We start from the raw sequence: 15,152 nt of genomic DNA on the forward strand, positions 1-15,152 counted from the left end.
AACACTATGAATTCATTGAGGAATATCTAATAAATGATTCGAAATGTCAATATTTATCTCTATCGAGAGAACCGCCTTATATCCCCGCCCTGATCGGGCGAGGGTTTACGGCGGAGTTGCTAAACTCTGATGCCAACAAGGGTAGATTTAACTTCTTATATATTGTTGGGGAGTTTAGTGGGTATGAGCTTTCTACAAGATGAACAATATCATTGAATAGTGCGTGTTTTAATTTTTGCGACAAATAATAATGAACGTTGTCTAATTCAGCAGTGTTTTCGCTAGTTCCAAGTTCTACATATGAGACTGTACCAAGCTTACTCAATTCGGAGTAAATCCTAATAGTGAATTGAGCGCCTAAACAACTTCGAAGTAATACATCTTTTAGGTTTGATTTGATACTGCCATGCTCATATTCCCACTCAATATCGGTGCGCTTAACCACGTTTTTTAAGCATGAATACCAATCATATAAGTATAAGATTAATTCTAATTTTCTTAATGAAAATGATTGGTTATTCCCAAATTCATCAATAATCCTCTTGATTTCATTCATTTTATTCTTTCTTTGTATTGACTTTTGATTGTTACATTATATTATGATCACAGGCTTTAGAACAAGTCTAGCGTTAAGGTGTCAGTAAATGATAGCGAATACAAAGTTCATTAAATGGTCGTTTTATATCTTTTATTTAGCGGCTTTCGGTTTCCTTAGCAACTGTATAAATCAAAATGCCGCGCATAGCTAAAAGGTATTGAAATGCGTAAATCCTACTCAACTTCTCAAATCCCTGCATTGAAACGTGGTATTCAACTACTTAGAAAAGCAATCAAATTTCATCAATATGAACCATTATTAACCCTAAAGTTAAATGAGCTGCAAGATCGTATTGCTGTTGGCTTGAAATTTGGATCGTTCAACGATTTGAGTACTGATGCTAAAAAGCATGAAACCCCAATTTTCATGGACTGTTTTTGTGCGGAATCCAATTCAGGATGGCGCAACATTAGGGACTCGATCAAGAGAACGCTACTTGGGGAAATTGATAACAGTGCTAAAGGTGAAATCCTGAAGTATATCGAAATGATATCCTGGTATCCCGCTGTTGACGAATCTATTGATCGTCTAAAAGAAGCCTCAGAAGAAATCATTAATTATGCAGACAATTATGAGATTCCTAACCTTTTTTTGGTCTCAAATGTTGATGAGAAAAACCGTTCGATAACGATTAGGTTGAATAATCCAGATTTACGTTATGCGTATGGAACACTCGTACATATAGAAAGTTCGTATCTAAGCCTTTCAGACTTAATGTTTACACGAAAGGACATTGTTGTTTACCACGTACAGAGCATCAATAAAGGACATGAATTCAAAATTGAGTTCAATGACCATGCTCACAACAGACAATTTCTTCCTCAAGTTGCGGTGGTGGATGTTCAGGATATGAATATTGAAAGAACTCATTCTGTTGGCATCATTAAGGGTGAAAAGTCATACCACTATACACCGTTAACACACGTTTTAAAGTACGATCCTGATGAGTTCCTCAGCACTCAGCATGAGCTTGGGTTATGTAAAGTTGCTGAAGAAGAGTCTATTTTCCTTTCTAAGTTTCCCGATGGAATATCAAGAAAACTCTACAATGAAAAAGCGTAAGCTATTGGATTTGAGCCGCTCTTAGAGCGGCTTTTTCATACCCAACCATCAATGCGTTCAGGTGAGTCTTTACCGCTCAGGATTCCATGAATAGCAAGGTGTACTGCCATTGTAATTTGAGGATTATTGAAGGAAGACTCAATTGGGATTGAAGGTGTTAGCTGATTGAGAAAATCTGAAGTTGTAAATTCACCAACGTGGTCGATGGTTCCGTCAGTTAGCGTTTCTTCTATGCGGATCTTGTTGTTGTCGATAAACACACCATATAGCTTGTGGAAGAGTACCGTTCTGACCTTAAACTGAGAATCATTTTCTTTATTAATATAATAACCACCTGAAAGAGGATAGTTCTTTTTACGTTTTCGTCGCATTGTTTAGCTCATTTTTTTATTTAGAATTCTAAATTACCAAATAACTTGTTGAAAATAAAGGGTTCAGTTAAAAGCGTGAAAGAATATTATACAGATAATATTTAAGTGATTAAAAAATAACAAAAAAAGCTTTTAATATGAGATTTTATGAATATAATCGGATTAAAAATAAACAATAAAAAGTCTGGTTATGAAAATTAATAAAAGAATAAGAAATGTAATAAATACTATACCTCTCATTTCAAGTCTTATGCTTACAGGCTGTGCAGGTAATGGTTTAGTTACACCAACTACAGAAATGGATAATGTTGATCTTAAGTTTTTGGGTGTGCCAGGTGTATTAGCAATGCAAGGTAGCGCAGTAAGAATTGATGAAAACTGGCTTCTGACAGCAAAACATAACGCATTTTTTATAATGTTTGATGATGTATATGAACACCCGTTGTGCGATATTGCTCTAATTAAGGATAAAGGCGAAATTGACACTCCAGTAAATTTCAAACTAGTGAATGAAGAAGAGAAAGTTACACACAAAGGGTATGGAAGCTTTTTGGCTATCCCCGCTAAAAGCGAGGGAGAGTTCTTACAATACTTGACTGTAAATAACTGTACGGTTGGATTAACAAATGCACCCGTTTGGGCTGGAATGTCTGGAGGCGCTGTATATAATTCAAATGAAGAGTTAATAGGAATAAATCAAGCTATTGTTTGGAGTGTGAAACTAAATGAGGGTTCTAAACCACTTAAAGAGGCTGATAGAAGAACAGCTTATACGCCAGTCTGTACTGAAGAAGTTGGTCAATGGATCGAAAAAGTAACAGGTGTTAAATATTGTGTTAAATACAAAGATGTAACCGCAAGGATTAATAAAGATGAGTCTAAGAAGTAAAGTTGAAAATTTAATCAAAAAAAGCTCGGAAGATAACCTGCCTAAAGAGGTCATAAGCGAAAAAATTTATGACCTTTTGGAAGATGAAGGTTTATCTGTTTATGGGAACGGATGGGCAGATAGCCCTACAGACTTATCCGAACTGATATCCTTGGATGATGAGGAAGCAATCAAAATTTCTTCATGTAAGATATTGTATCAACTAGATATGGCAGGGCTAGGACTTGATGGTAATGGTTGGTTTGATGGTGATCCAGAATGGAATGAGCTAGTGGAATTACATTGTTAATAAAAAAGCCTTTAACCATCAGGTTAAAGGCTTCAACTTATAACTCTATTACTTCATTCTGATCTGTAGGTGTCAATAACTTTAGATATGCATTACTAGGGTCATATATAGGAAGTTTTGACTCTTTAATCTTGCTCTTATCATACATTGACTCTTCCGTGTCATTGGCGTTTTTATCGAGCTTTACAATAGAATTATGTGTGAATAAGTATGGTACGTTGAGATTTTTGATAAAACGAACCTCATCAACTTTATCGAGAAGGATTTCTGGGCTGGTTGCCATCAATCTATCACAAAATCTTGGATTATATTCCTCATCGCTTAACACAACATCACACTCAATAAATGTTTTTGATTGAATCTGAAGATCAATAATTAACTTTTCTAAATGTAGGTTTCTAACTCTCTCAAAACCATAAATAGTTAATCCTATCTTCAAATCATTAACTCTAGATAATCTTTCAATCAAGTTAATAATCATTGGATTAATTAAATCTCTTCTTTCATGATTCTCTAGTGATGAAGGCATTCGTATTAAATATATTGATTTAGATTCATTTAAAGTATAACCCCATGATTCATTGCTTTCATTAAAGTATGAAGATGATAAATTTTCACTTTTGAGAACTAAATAATTTTTGAATATCTCAATTTTCTCGACATCCGTAATTTCTTCATTCTCAGATAGAAGCCAAGGGAACTTACTTTGTAAAGAATTAAATGAGTCTAGCCATTGATTGGTCGTTTTTGAGTATTTGTCGGAACGCAATAATGAAGTAAATGATGCATAAGGTGATATGTTTACTTTATGGGATTTAGAAGGGGCGCTTATTGCATGATCAAACACATATACATTCTTAGGGTTAGAACAGTTTCTTGACGCTGCTAATGCAACTGAAAACAATAAGTCAGTATCTGTGTCAAAATCTAAAATAAAGTGCGCATCTAGTTGCCTTGAATACGACTTTGATAGCGCATACGAAATAGCCCTGTATTTTGATTCTGGAGTTTTGCTATAGACATAAATAGAGTTTTCTTCACTATCTATCGTCTCTAGCTTGTTTTTGTTGTTTGATGAAAAGAGCTTTTTTAATAGCTTTGAGTCGTTATCTTCTGACAGCTTACTGTGTATATATAATGATTTCATTTTAATTTCCTTTTGATGTTTTTCTTTATCACATAATACACCATTAAGAATGAAGGTAAATGGTTTACCGAGACTTAATCAGGTATGGTATAATGCATACATGCAAAAATGGAGATATAAAGTGACAGCGCTACAAGTTTTATTCATAAAAAATGCGGTATCAGAGGAAGTAAAGGAGCTTGCTAAAGACATGGGATATGATCTTATAGCAGGTGGCAATACTGATAACCCTATAATATATTTTAACCTATCTAATATAGCCAATGACTACATTGAAAAATGGAAGGAAAATTGTAAGTTAGCGAATATTAGAAATGTGTACCACGGAACTAATGAATTCTTCACTAGCTTTGAGCACTCATCTGATATTGGTTTTCATTTTGGAACAAAGTCAGCCGCGTTGAAGCGGCTAAAAAGCATTCCAAGAATGGATGTATCAATTGAAAGAGAAGAGTTTTCTTCTGAAAGTCCATTTGGGATAAGAGCAGGCGACGAAAATTCTACAGACCTAAGGGTTAAAGCTAAAGCTATAATCATACCAAGACTACAACACCCAAAGCCAGGAATAGTAGACGTTATTAATTCATTGTCAGATGAAGAACTTAAGCATGAGATTGATAGCTACATCAATCTTCCAATAACTGAAAAGTATAAAACCATGCTTGTTAATATTGGTAAAAAGCCTCAATTCAATGTTTTAGCTAATGGAGCAGAAATACTTTCCACAGAAGATCGCTTTGTTGCATCTTGTGCTGCCAAGTTTGTGAAAGAATCCGCTGTTAAACGTGCAAACTTGATTTTACGGAACCCCATTAGGATGAGTGATCTTGGTGTTTGGTCTCCTTTAGATATTGCTAGAGAGGCAAAATTAGATTCATCTCAGGTTGATAAAATCATGTCACAGACGAATCTAGAGGAAAAGTACTCTCAGCTAAAGAGAATATTCCTCGATATGGGCGTTGATGGCATCATTTATAAAAATGAGATAGAAGATTCAGGTATAGATAGCTACATAGTATTTAGCGAAGACCAAATCTTTATTACCTCAGAGTTTGACATAACACTGTCAAATGAGCCTCGGTTTGTCAGATAAAAGGAGAAACTATGTTTCTCCAATATCAATGTGTTTCTTTATATTTCTCGTATTCTGATTCTCTTTCTCTTAATCTTGCTAAGCAACTGTGAAGAGCAGGAATATCTTCAGCTTCTTTTGCCGAATATGAGATATTTTCAACAGAATCAAAGATGGATGACTCTCTCTCAGAATAACTAGTGTGAGTTTGTCCGTCTTTTTCCATCGTTAAATAAGCGCAATTTCCACCAACGATGGTCATATAGCGGTCATTGAATGCCTCTCCAACATTCCAGCCGTTGCTAGTAAGTGTTAGCAGCATTCGCATTCTATAGTAAGCAGATTGCTCTGATTTTGAATAGCTAAATTCATCTATGAAGCATGTAACTTTCTTTTTAGAGTTATCTACTAGACTTTCCATTTTTATTTACTCAATTAATTAATATTGATAGTATGTTACCCAAATCAATTATGAATTGGAATGAAAAATGAACAGAAATCATGCGAATTGGTATTCTTTGGCAAAGCTTCTTGAGCGCTACGGAAAGCTTTCTGTAGAGTTATGCAATCTATTTATTTTTCATATGGAATGTAAGGTTTTGTACGCTACTGGAACTCCAAACAATACATTAATAGAATTTGAGATTATTGACCAAAATCTTAGATTTATAGAGAACATTAAAGAAGCCACTTTTGAAAGAGTCTTTAATTTTGAAAATGGTTTTGTTGAACTAAAGCCAGATACTGAAAAATTCATAAACGATGAAGATTATGAATGTGAATTCAATCTTTATGTAGAAACAAGTGTGAAACTTAGAAAAATACTTGCAGCGGAACTTGACGGGCTTCCTAGTGCTGAGGTTAAAGCAATAGAATTTATAAAAAACATGTACATTTCCGATTTCAATATGATTGATTCAGGCTCGCTGTTCACTTTTTATGACATCTTAAAAATAAGAACGAAAAAATCTGAGATAAACTCTTTAGATGTAGGGCTGTTTGAGTATTTTTCAGAGTTTTTCTTTATACAAAGGCATCTGGACGAAATTGGTTTTAAGAGCCATTAAGTTTATTTATGAGATTTTTCTTAGTTTTTATTTGCCGTTGAAAATATCTCTAGTTCTGTCTCTTTCTTCATTGACCTGGATCATTCCTTTCGCAACCATTACCCCTTGTACATACCCAAGCCAACGATTCATTTTGGTTTCTGATTCTTGTGCAGGGTCATAAATTTCACAACTAATTACATGAAGCATCCATGACAGGTGATTATTACTCATAGGGTCTTCTGGATTGCACTCGTAGGTTTTGAATGCTTTAATTTTCTGTAAGTATTGTTTAGCAATTACTTTATGTGGTTCATTCATTTTGTTAATCTTAGTTTAAATAATGATATTGGTATTAAAGTGACAGTTTTACTTCAAAGCATACCCATAGGTGTGTCATTCTCAGCAATCATTTTGAATGCAATTCTTACATCATACATACTAATGAACTTCAAAACTTTGTATGTAAGGAAATTACTTGCATTATATGTGCTAATTTCAGCCATTTTAGGATTTGGTTGGATTGCTTTTTTACTAAAAGTTGTCGATAAATTTCTTAGCTAATCATCGGTATTATAACAAAACTTATTGAAATAAAATCAAAAATTATGGAAAATACTTTTAGTTTATACATAAGATAAATATGGTAAAAAATGGAAAAATTTAAGGTTAGAAAAGAAACAAAGTTTGTGTTTGCAGTTCAGGTGGGTGTTGAGACTTTTTTCTTAAGAGCACAAGCTATACAAGATCCTTATTCGGGTATGTCTTCACATGGTAACTTTATTCCAGTCAGAATAGAGGATTACAAGTTTGAACTTGTTAAGGAAGATAAATGTACTCTCTTTAATAATGCAACGGAGCTTGTAAAAATGGTTATTGAAGATAGACTGCTTAAATCGCGATTTGATTCATTGCTAGCTAAAAATGAATTGTCTATTGAAGATGTCGCTCTTCAAGAGATCTCTGGTGAAAACGTGTCAATTCACCCAAACGCACTCAGACACTTAGTTTAATGAATAAATAAAAAACCGAGCCAGGCTCGGTTTTTTTATTTCGCAATCCACTGCTGTTTTCTTTTACTGTTGCCTTTCCAGTTATTTTGGAGCTTGTATGCATAGCTGTCTCCATCGGCAATATCCCAGTATGACTTACAAACTCTCTTACGCTTGAAGTTGTACTCAGGGTAGTCTAACGCATGACCCAGTCTGGTTCTTAAATCCTTCATTACGCCTTTAGCTGAACGCTTTCTTCCATATGAGCGATTAAAGCCCAAATAGTTAGTGTAGCTGTAATTTCGAAAATGAACTTTGTCAATTTCGATATCTCCACTAGCTAAATCTTCATCATATTCATAAAAACGAGTAACTCGTTCTTCATAAACAAAATACGATTTCTTTCTTGCCTCTGGGCGGTTGCAAAAAAACTCAGTGTGTTGACGATTTGCCATCTTATATCTCCTAGTGAGTAACTATTACTAGAAGATGTCTTTTAGATAATACATATTTTCTCTAAATTTAATGGATTGACAAAATAATAAAACAAATAAAAAACAATATCAAGCGTTATCTTTGGGTTTTATGTAACCAGGCATTGGAGTCAGACCATTGATAAGTCGCTCGAAGCTGATCTTTTCCTCTTTATCCATAACTTGTTTGACAATGTCACTTACATTGTCTTGCATTATTTTCAAATTAGATATCAAATCGGGATTATCAGTATCTGGTACTGTTTGAAGGTATTCAAACGGTCTTGTTCCAAACACATGTCTCTTGAACTGGCTGTAATAGTGAATCGAAAATCTCATTAATTTATCATCTATCTTATCATCTCTGTAATTGTTAGCAATAAACGCATCCTTAAGCGAGACCATAAAATGAGCACGAACAAAATTTTCAAACTTCTGGTTCTGAATTTCCTTCTCTGTCTTCAGTTCATCATCCCATTCTAAAGTTATCCGATTTTCTTCATTTAAGAAATCTTGGAAAATTAACTCGTAGAAGTGATCATCACATAAAAACCCATCACCAAACTCTCTAGCTGTATTTTTTTCACATTTGCTGCACTTGGTTGTTGGTTCTAGAGCAGTGGCTCGTAAACCACAACATTCACACTGAGCATAACCGTCTGTTCTTACGCTACCATGCACTTTTCTATTCCAGTGATGTTCCACACATGCTAGTTGCTTCTGAAATTTTTCCCATGCATTCTTCTCAGCTTCATCGATATCTTTACCTTCTCCACGAATGAAAGTTCCAAATCCGCTAACCTTCGGGAATGCCTCAAAAAACGCTGTCATATAAGAACCTTTTCCTCTTGATATAACAATACCGCTTTCGCCAGCTTGAAGGTGTGTTTTTCCCCAATCATACCTGGTTTCGTACTTTCTTGATGCTAGGTTAACTTTAAATGTATTGGTAGTGCCAATTTTCTCACCAAAGCCCGCTGTAGTTGTAATGCCACAATTTGAGCATGTGCAAGTACCATCAGAAAAGATTCGCCTTTCCTGCGAAATCGCAGGTACAAACTTTTCGTGATCACAGTTTCTAAATTTTTTGTATTTAAACAAAACATCTTCAACAGCTTGACTCAAGATTAAATTCTTTTCACTAGAAACCCAAAAATCTGGAATTTTACTATCATTCTCTGAGACATATCGAATGCTCGCTTCAACCAGCTTTAAGTCATCATTATTAATGACAACCTTAATTCGTTCAGTTGTTTTATGGTTTTTGTTAACTTGTCCCTGAATTACTGACAAGGCGTGTTTGTTTATAGGGTAATCTGATGTTAGCCCATTTTCTATCGTTATCACTTTATTTTCCTCAATTCTTGATTCCTGCAAATTTTACCCAACCAAAGAACAAAGTTGCAAATGCCGTTTCATCGTTTTTTGATTTTTTATTGAAATATTCAACCATATTTTTCTCTAAGAATTTCATGTTGTTTTTGAATTCTCGACTACTAATATCAGGTATTTCTTTAAAGTTTGCATAACCTTTTATTTCGTATATGTGTTTTTTGACGATCTGAATAAAGGTTCTTGTGAGATAAAATGATTCTTCTTTAGAAAGCATGGTTCCTGATTGTAAGGACTGATCTCTCAGCAGCACGTAAAATTTATTGCTCAAATAGCTCTCGAAGTTTTCACTTTTAAGTTCGTCTTCTGTTTCAATGGATATTATCGAATCGGGATCTTCATACCTTTCTGTATTGAACTTAACATCATTTTCATATAGTTCATCAAAAGAAAGCTCGTTGTAATGAGCATCACAATAAAACTTATCGAGATTCGTCAATTTTGCTGGTGATTTACATATAGTACATTGGGTAGTAGGTTCAAGAGTATGACCAGATAAGGCGCACTTTGTACAAGTCGCATATCCATCTTTTCTTTCAACTCGACCATCATTTCTTACCCAATCATGCTCTTTGCATTTCATTTTTTTATTTAACTTTTCGTATGCATCCTGTTCAGCTTCAACCAAAGTAGAGCCTTCGCCTCTAATGAATGTCTTAACATTGTGTATGGTGGGGAACGCTTCGAAAAATGAAGTAGCATAAGATTTACATTTAGAGGCTGAAATAACAACTCCGTTATCACCTCCCTGTATAGAAATACCACTCCAGTTAAATGATGTGGTATAGTATCTCTCCTTAGCTCTTCCAAATGCGGACAGAAGTATTGTTCTTCTCTCTGAACTTCTATCTTCTATTGAAGGAACAGTAAGCATTCCACATTCTGAGCACTCCATTACACCATTTGTAACGAGGACACCTTCTTTTGTTATGTGCGGTTTCAGTTCGCTGTGTTTGCAAGAGCTATATTTCAAATGGGATTCGATAGAAATTTGAATAGCATCTATAATAGATTCACTAGAACATTCACTGTTTATAAAGTCACTCTTAAATCTATTATCATCATTGTATATATGAGTCATGGCATGATATGGCTTGTCATCCTTTTCATGGAAAGAAATTCCAATATCAATATTATTGTTAAATAGATCATTAAAATGTTGCGTTAAGTTTTCAACATCTTTGCTTGTGAATGCTTTTCCGTATTTCTTAATGGTTATCATTTTACACCTTAAAAAAGCCCATCTAGGGCTTTTAATTACATTGTCAATTCAGTTCCTGGCTTATCGAAATTACCATTGTCGCGTTGATGTGTTATTGACTTGATCTGTTTAAAGGATAATTTATCAAGACTTCCTTTTTCCAAGTCGTAAAAATCATCAATAACTTCAGTTCCTTCACCTCTTTCTACAAAGTACTTCTTGTGCTTAGGTAGAGTAATGCTTTCTTTTATCTTGCATAACAAATCATCGGGTGAAAACACAATAACATGAAAATTTTCCATTTTTGGTATTTGTGCGTCTTTAACTTTTACCGCGTAGCTTGCAATGTGCTTAGCAACAAAAGGCTTAATTTTTAACCCATCATAAAATATTTCTGTTGTTCTACCACTACAATAATCTTTATATAAAGATGCTATTTCATTTATTGTGTTTAGTTTCTTATCATTTGGTGGCGTAACTTTAATTCCATCATAGCCCATCGCGGAAAATACTTGTTTAACAACGTTTCTTGAATCTGGATTCCCAGAATAGCTACCTAATGAATTTGCAAATTCATATATAGCTAGATAAACATCAAATTGATTGGTTGAATTAATGATCATTGAGTTAGTCTTAGCTAAAACAATGTCTTTGATTTTATCTTCAATTTCATATTTGTTTGCAATAGTTCTCAGTAAAATGGGTGATGGTTTTGAGTCCATTAGCAAAGTAGGGTAGTTATTATCAAATGACGCATCATATATATTTGCATTTGAGACAGAGAATTTATGCAAAACCCCTCGTTGAGTTTGGTGTACTAAATGCTCTTCTTTATTTGCGTATGCATGACTTTTACGTTCAAAGGATTCTGGATTGCCATATACACGAACGGCTTCATTTAGACTCCCAGTTAAATATAGTCCATCACCCTGCTTTGAGTTACCTCTACTTACATAACCGAAAAATTTTGTACCACTTTTGTTATACTCATCTTCACTCATTGTGACAGCATGATATAGATCCAAGTTATCAGTGGCTTCTGAGTATGTGAAAGAGCAATCTGAGTGATGTAAAACTCTCATAGCATCGCCAGACAATTGTCGCCCATTTTCGACAAATGTCCAATTTGAGTCTGTTTTGAATGCAATAGGCTTTCCGTCGAATGTAACAACGCCATTATTGTCCATTTCTTTTATTGTATCTGTATCCAAATGAGGCAGGATCTGTATTGACCAAGATAAAATTTCTTTTAATTCATGAGCGCTTACATTTGCCTCACAAATCTTTTGATTATCTTTGTTATACCATCCATCTGACTCTAGATGTATCGTATCTTTTATGATGTCAATAAATCCAGATTTGTAGCCAGCCAGTATATTTTTTTCACTGATTGCCATATCAGTTTTGTAATATACAGAATTTAAAAATGAAGTTTCAATAGAATCTAGGTCAATTGCATTTATTCTATAAACTTCCTTTTCATAAATTTTACTTTCATAGTCCTGAAAAGAAAATTCATCAATTTCTTGAGTGTGAAAATCAAATATTCCCAAAGGTGATATAGGAGTGTTATTGCCAGCATACATGTCATTTATAACACATGAGTTTGCTGAAATCCCGTCTACTATCACATGTAACGCGTTAACTCTGTTCATTATTATTATCCAGAAGAAGATTATTTAATTAATTATACCATGTGACCATTTACAAAAAAACTCACCAATCGGGTTAGAATTGGTGAGTTATCGTTTTAGATTTTAGTGCGCTTCGTTCCAGTTTTCACCAGAGTTGGCATCTGCCACCAGCGGAACCTTTAGGGTGATCTCGTAAACCTTACTGTATGCTTCTTCCATCAACTTTTTGAGTGTGTCTTTAGTTTCTTCGAGTCTAGCTTCTGAAACTTCAAAAACTAGTTCATCATGGACTTGCATCAGGAGTTTAATGTCATTTCTTTCATTCAGGATATAGTCAAAGACTTCAATCATCGCTGCTTTAATCACTTCCGATGCTGTTGCTTGAATACCTGCGTTTTTGATTGATTTCTCGGCATGTGAACGAACCATTGAGTTTGGAGAGTTTAAGTCTCCTGCATTGATCTTTCGACCACCAAGTGTTTCTACATATCCATTACTTTTAGCAAAATCTAGTTCACCTTCAAAGTAAGGTTTGATAGATACGTATTTTTCGAAATACTTAGCCATAAACTGTTCAGCAGCTTTTTTCTCGATACCAAGTTGTTTAGCTAACCCTTTCGCTGAAATATCATAGATCAAACCGAAATTGACTGTTTTTGCTCTTCGTCTCTGCGATTCATCCACTTCATCAGTTTCAACAATTTGTTTCGCTGTAGCTTCATGAATATCACCACCTTCATTGAACACATCGATAAACAAAGATTCATTTGCTCGATGAGCAAGAATGCGCAATTCAATTTGAGAAAAGTCGATAGACAGAATTTTATTCCCCGTATTCGCGTCAAAGCTTGAGCGAATGCGCTTCCCATCTTCCGATCTGATAGGGATATTCTGAAGGTTTGGATCTTCAGAAGACAATCGACCAGTTAATGTAACATCCTGATTATATGTTGTATGAACTCTACCTTTCTCGGTAGCTCGTTTCTCAATACCTGTAACATACGTTGACAACAATTTAGATACACTACGATGCTCAAGTATCATTGGGATAATAGTATGCTTATCGATTAAATCAGTCAGTACAGATTCAGCAGTAGATTTTTTCTTTGATGGAATTTCTAAATCTTCAAATAGAACAGCCTGCACCTGTTTTGGTGAATTGATATTGAATTTCTTACCAGCTTCTTTATAAATATTCGCTTCTAGCGTAGTTAAGCGGCTCTTAAGCTCAGAACCAATTTCTCTAAGGTTCGTTAGGTTAACTTTTGCCCCAATGAACTCCATATATGCAAGAATAGGTGTGATCTTAGAGTCAACAGCATACTCTTTCGTCATTAAGTGCTCGGTTAACTCTTCGTACACTTTCGCGCTAACCTGCATTTCCTCAAGTACAATCAAAGCTGCATCTTCGAATGGTACTTTATTCCAATCAGCTTTAGTTGTATTTAGTTTGTACCTCTCTCTTAATGGATTGAGATTGAAATGAGAGTATGTGCTATTCAAAAACTCTATTGATGGCTTCTTGGATTGACCACCGACAGCGACATAATGTAAAACATTGACATCATGTGCTTTTAATCGGAACACATCAATTGAGTCATAACAACTCCCCAATGATTTTAGTACTTCTTTAGCGTTTCGACTGACAATCACAAAGTCATGGCTGTCAATTAGCGTTTTCGCTAATGTGGCTAATTCATTTGTGTACTGCTCAACATCAACCACTAAATACTCATCATTAATTTTAAATACTAAGTGCTTGTTACCTTGTGTACTAAATAAATCTTGCACACCTTCTTCACACTTGAAGAAGTCGATCTGGATAGGCTTATTTAGTATTGACGAATTAGACTTATTGAACAGCATTTCGCGGATTTTCGTTTCATCAGTAGTGTACTGAGTAACAATGCTTTCAGCATTTGGGTTTTTAAGTCCAAGCGCTTTCTTTAGATTCATAAGACCGTACTTTGTTGTTAGCTCATAGAGTCGGACTTCGTCACGACAACCAACAAATTCTTCTACGCCTTTCCCTAAATCGACATCACAGTTAATAGTAACTAGGGCTTTGCTTAGTGATAGGTGTGACTTAGCGGCTTCGATTTTTTCTTCTGACTTGCCACCAATTTCTCCTGCATTAGCTAAAACACCTTCAAGACTGCCGTATTTTGCGATCCATTTTGCTGCGGTCTTATCTCCGCAACCATCAATGCCTGGGATGTTATCTGATTTATCTCCTTGAAGCGCTAAGAAGTCGATAATCTGCTCAGGGTATACACCGAACTTCTTAAATGTACCTTCTCTGTCAATTGCGGCATCGAGTAGCTTTGTGCTTCTTTCGGTCTGCTGCGTATCAATGATGTTGATTCGTTCATTGATCCCTTGGTACATATCTTTATCAGATGTCAGAATGTAAACCATGTAACCTAGTTTCGATGCTTTAACCGCCATAGTTGTGATAGTGTCATCGGCCTCATAACCAGGGATGGACAAAATAGGTAGACCCCAAGCCTCAACAATATCTTTAATTGGTTGAACCTGTTGCTTTAAGACAGGGTCGGTCTTATCACGATTCGCTTTGTACTCAGAATACATATCGTGTCGGAAAGTTTTTCCGCTATGATCGAATGCAACAATCGTTTTGTCTGGAGAAATTGAATTAATTGCTCGGTTCACCATGTTACAGAAGCCAGTAATGGCATTTGTTGGGAAGCCTTCTTTGTTGCTCAAAGCAGGGACTGCGTGGAAAGCACGATGATAAAATGAATTACCATCAATAATAATCATGGTCTTATTAAGCTCAAGTGTCATTTTGGAAATCTTTTATTTGATTAGTTGAATCATTACCTTACACCAAATCAAGGTATAATAAAAGACAAATAATTATTATGATGTATAAAAATATTCGAAATACCCATTGACAGCCTTTTTTATATTTCATAATATTGTTTTCGCAGCGAAGGAAAGCCAATCTTATTCTTTTAGGTGA

Annotated in this window: 16 protein-coding genes; 6 read left to right on the forward strand and 10 right to left on the reverse strand. The window is 34.9% G+C overall.

Annotation, left to right across the window (positions count from 1 at the left end):
• Window positions 1-76: 76 nt before the first annotated feature.
• Entirely contained in the window at window positions 77-556 is a 480-nt protein-coding gene (locus tag AACT42_RS11755) for a hypothetical protein (RefSeq protein WP_094131979.1), read from the reverse strand.
• Window positions 557-760: 204 nt separating this feature from the next.
• Here AACT42_RS11755 and AACT42_RS11760 point away from each other — a divergent pair, with 204 nt between their 5' ends.
• Window positions 761-1,660 carry a hypothetical protein gene (locus AACT42_RS11760; RefSeq protein WP_094131978.1) on the forward strand — a complete coding sequence of 300 codons (900 nt, stop codon included), beginning with the start codon at window positions 761-763 and terminating at the stop codon, window positions 1,658-1,660.
• Window positions 1,661-1,695: 35 nt separating this feature from the next.
• Here the strand turns inward: AACT42_RS11760 and AACT42_RS11765 are convergent, their stop codons facing one another.
• The gene (locus AACT42_RS11765) at window positions 1,696-2,031 is read right to left on the reverse strand and encodes a hypothetical protein (protein WP_045595339.1); all 336 of its coding nucleotides are present in this window, start codon (window positions 2,029-2,031) and stop codon (window positions 1,696-1,698) included.
• Between the two features lie 190 nt (window positions 2,032-2,221).
• Between AACT42_RS11765 and AACT42_RS11770 the strand changes: the two genes are divergently transcribed.
• Both AACT42_RS11770 and AACT42_RS11775 read left to right on the forward strand, forming a co-directional pair.
• Window positions 2,222-2,920, forward strand: a complete 699-nt coding sequence (locus AACT42_RS11770) for a serine protease (RefSeq protein ID WP_094131977.1) — start codon at window positions 2,222-2,224, stop codon at window positions 2,918-2,920.
• On the forward strand, window positions 2,904-3,209 hold the full coding sequence (locus tag AACT42_RS11775; protein WP_094131976.1) for a hypothetical protein: 306 nt from the start codon (window positions 2,904-2,906) through the stop codon (window positions 3,207-3,209). Before AACT42_RS11770 ends, AACT42_RS11775 begins: the two co-directional genes overlap by 17 nt.
• Before the next feature lie 37 nt (window positions 3,210-3,246).
• Here AACT42_RS11775 and AACT42_RS11780 read toward each other — a convergent pair whose 3' ends face one another.
• The gene (locus AACT42_RS11780; protein WP_094182804.1) at window positions 3,247-4,356 is read right to left on the reverse strand and encodes a hypothetical protein; all 1,110 of its coding nucleotides are present in this window, start codon (window positions 4,354-4,356) and stop codon (window positions 3,247-3,249) included.
• 121 nt (window positions 4,357-4,477) lie between these two features.
• Between AACT42_RS11780 and AACT42_RS11785 the strand changes: the two genes are divergently transcribed.
• Window positions 4,478-5,449, forward strand: coding sequence for a hypothetical protein (locus tag AACT42_RS11785; RefSeq protein WP_141193242.1), 972 nt, complete (start codon window positions 4,478-4,480; stop codon window positions 5,447-5,449).
• A gap of 25 nt (window positions 5,450-5,474) precedes the next feature.
• Here the strand turns inward: AACT42_RS11785 and AACT42_RS11790 are convergent, their stop codons facing one another.
• Window positions 5,475-5,849, reverse strand: a complete 375-nt coding sequence (locus AACT42_RS11790) for a hypothetical protein (protein ID WP_094133526.1) — start codon at window positions 5,847-5,849, stop codon at window positions 5,475-5,477.
• A gap of 67 nt (window positions 5,850-5,916) precedes the next feature.
• Here AACT42_RS11790 and AACT42_RS11795 point away from each other — a divergent pair, with 67 nt between their 5' ends.
• Window positions 5,917-6,495, forward strand: coding sequence for a hypothetical protein (locus AACT42_RS11795; protein WP_094182805.1), 579 nt, complete (start codon window positions 5,917-5,919; stop codon window positions 6,493-6,495).
• A gap of 27 nt (window positions 6,496-6,522) precedes the next feature.
• Here the strand turns inward: AACT42_RS11795 and AACT42_RS11800 are convergent, their stop codons facing one another.
• Window positions 6,523-6,795: a hypothetical protein gene (locus AACT42_RS11800; RefSeq protein ID WP_094133923.1), complete on the reverse strand. Its 273-nt coding sequence runs from the start codon at window positions 6,793-6,795 to the stop codon at window positions 6,523-6,525.
• Window positions 6,796-7,127: 332 nt separating this feature from the next.
• Between AACT42_RS11800 and AACT42_RS11805 the strand changes: the two genes are divergently transcribed.
• On the forward strand, window positions 7,128-7,487 hold the full coding sequence (locus AACT42_RS11805) for a hypothetical protein (protein WP_094133925.1): 360 nt from the start codon (window positions 7,128-7,130) through the stop codon (window positions 7,485-7,487).
• A 35-nt stretch (window positions 7,488-7,522) separates the two neighbouring features.
• Here the strand turns inward: AACT42_RS11805 and AACT42_RS11810 are convergent, their stop codons facing one another.
• The 5 genes from AACT42_RS11810 to polA all read right to left on the reverse strand — a co-directional run bounded on the left by AACT42_RS11810 (window position 7,523) and on the right by polA (window position 14,974).
• Complete coding sequence (locus tag AACT42_RS11810; protein ID WP_094133926.1) at window positions 7,523-7,921, reverse strand: hypothetical protein; 399 nt, start codon at window positions 7,919-7,921, stop codon at window positions 7,523-7,525.
• Window positions 7,922-8,029: 108 nt separating this feature from the next.
• Window positions 8,030-9,286, reverse strand: coding sequence for a hypothetical protein (locus AACT42_RS11815; RefSeq protein ID WP_094133927.1), 1,257 nt, complete (start codon window positions 9,284-9,286; stop codon window positions 8,030-8,032).
• A gap of 10 nt (window positions 9,287-9,296) precedes the next feature.
• Window positions 9,297-10,553: a hypothetical protein gene (locus AACT42_RS11820; protein ID WP_094133928.1), complete on the reverse strand. Its 1,257-nt coding sequence runs from the start codon at window positions 10,551-10,553 to the stop codon at window positions 9,297-9,299.
• A gap of 35 nt (window positions 10,554-10,588) precedes the next feature.
• The gene (locus AACT42_RS11825; RefSeq protein WP_094133929.1) at window positions 10,589-12,187 is read right to left on the reverse strand and encodes a hypothetical protein; all 1,599 of its coding nucleotides are present in this window, start codon (window positions 12,185-12,187) and stop codon (window positions 10,589-10,591) included.
• Window positions 12,188-12,289: 102 nt separating this feature from the next.
• Window positions 12,290-14,974 carry a DNA polymerase I gene (gene polA / locus AACT42_RS11830; RefSeq protein WP_094133930.1) on the reverse strand — a complete coding sequence of 895 codons (2,685 nt, stop codon included), beginning with the start codon at window positions 14,972-14,974 and terminating at the stop codon, window positions 12,290-12,292.
• Window positions 14,975-15,152 lie beyond the last annotated feature (178 nt).

The sequence above is a fragment of the Vibrio sp. V15_P4S5T153 genome (assembly GCF_963874485.1).
Lineage (GTDB): Bacteria > Pseudomonadota > Gammaproteobacteria > Enterobacterales > Vibrionaceae > Vibrio > Vibrio anguillarum.

What these genes read in the sequence shown, in the direction of transcription:
- AACT42_RS11755 (WP_094131979.1), bottom strand. Translation starts at nt 556, where the DNA reads ATGAATGAAATCAAGAGGATTATTGATGAATTTGGGAATAACCAATCA.
- polA (WP_094133930.1), bottom strand. Translation starts at nt 14,974, where the DNA reads ATGACACTTGAGCTTAATAAGACCATGATTATTATTGATGGTAATTCA.
- AACT42_RS11795 (WP_094182805.1), top strand. Translation starts at nt 5,917, where the DNA reads ATGAACAGAAATCATGCGAATTGGTATTCTTTGGCAAAGCTTCTTGAG.
- AACT42_RS11770 (WP_094131977.1), top strand. Translation starts at nt 2,222, where the DNA reads ATGAAAATTAATAAAAGAATAAGAAATGTAATAAATACTATACCTCTC.
- AACT42_RS11800 (WP_094133923.1), bottom strand. Translation starts at nt 6,795, where the DNA reads ATGAATGAACCACATAAAGTAATTGCTAAACAATACTTACAGAAAATT.
- AACT42_RS11820 (WP_094133928.1), bottom strand. Translation starts at nt 10,553, where the DNA reads ATGATAACCATTAAGAAATACGGAAAAGCATTCACAAGCAAAGATGTT.
- AACT42_RS11790 (WP_094133526.1), bottom strand. Translation starts at nt 5,849, where the DNA reads ATGGAAAGTCTAGTAGATAACTCTAAAAAGAAAGTTACATGCTTCATA.
- AACT42_RS11780 (WP_094182804.1), bottom strand. Translation starts at nt 4,356, where the DNA reads ATGAAATCATTATATATACACAGTAAGCTGTCAGAAGATAACGACTCA.
- AACT42_RS11810 (WP_094133926.1), bottom strand. Translation starts at nt 7,921, where the DNA reads ATGGCAAATCGTCAACACACTGAGTTTTTTTGCAACCGCCCAGAGGCA.
- AACT42_RS11775 (WP_094131976.1), top strand. Translation starts at nt 2,904, where the DNA reads ATGAGTCTAAGAAGTAAAGTTGAAAATTTAATCAAAAAAAGCTCGGAA.
- AACT42_RS11765 (WP_045595339.1), bottom strand. Translation starts at nt 2,031, where the DNA reads ATGCGACGAAAACGTAAAAAGAACTATCCTCTTTCAGGTGGTTATTAT.
- AACT42_RS11760 (WP_094131978.1), top strand. Translation starts at nt 761, where the DNA reads ATGCGTAAATCCTACTCAACTTCTCAAATCCCTGCATTGAAACGTGGT.
- AACT42_RS11805 (WP_094133925.1), top strand. Translation starts at nt 7,128, where the DNA reads ATGGAAAAATTTAAGGTTAGAAAAGAAACAAAGTTTGTGTTTGCAGTT.
- AACT42_RS11825 (WP_094133929.1), bottom strand. Translation starts at nt 12,187, where the DNA reads ATGAACAGAGTTAACGCGTTACATGTGATAGTAGACGGGATTTCAGCA.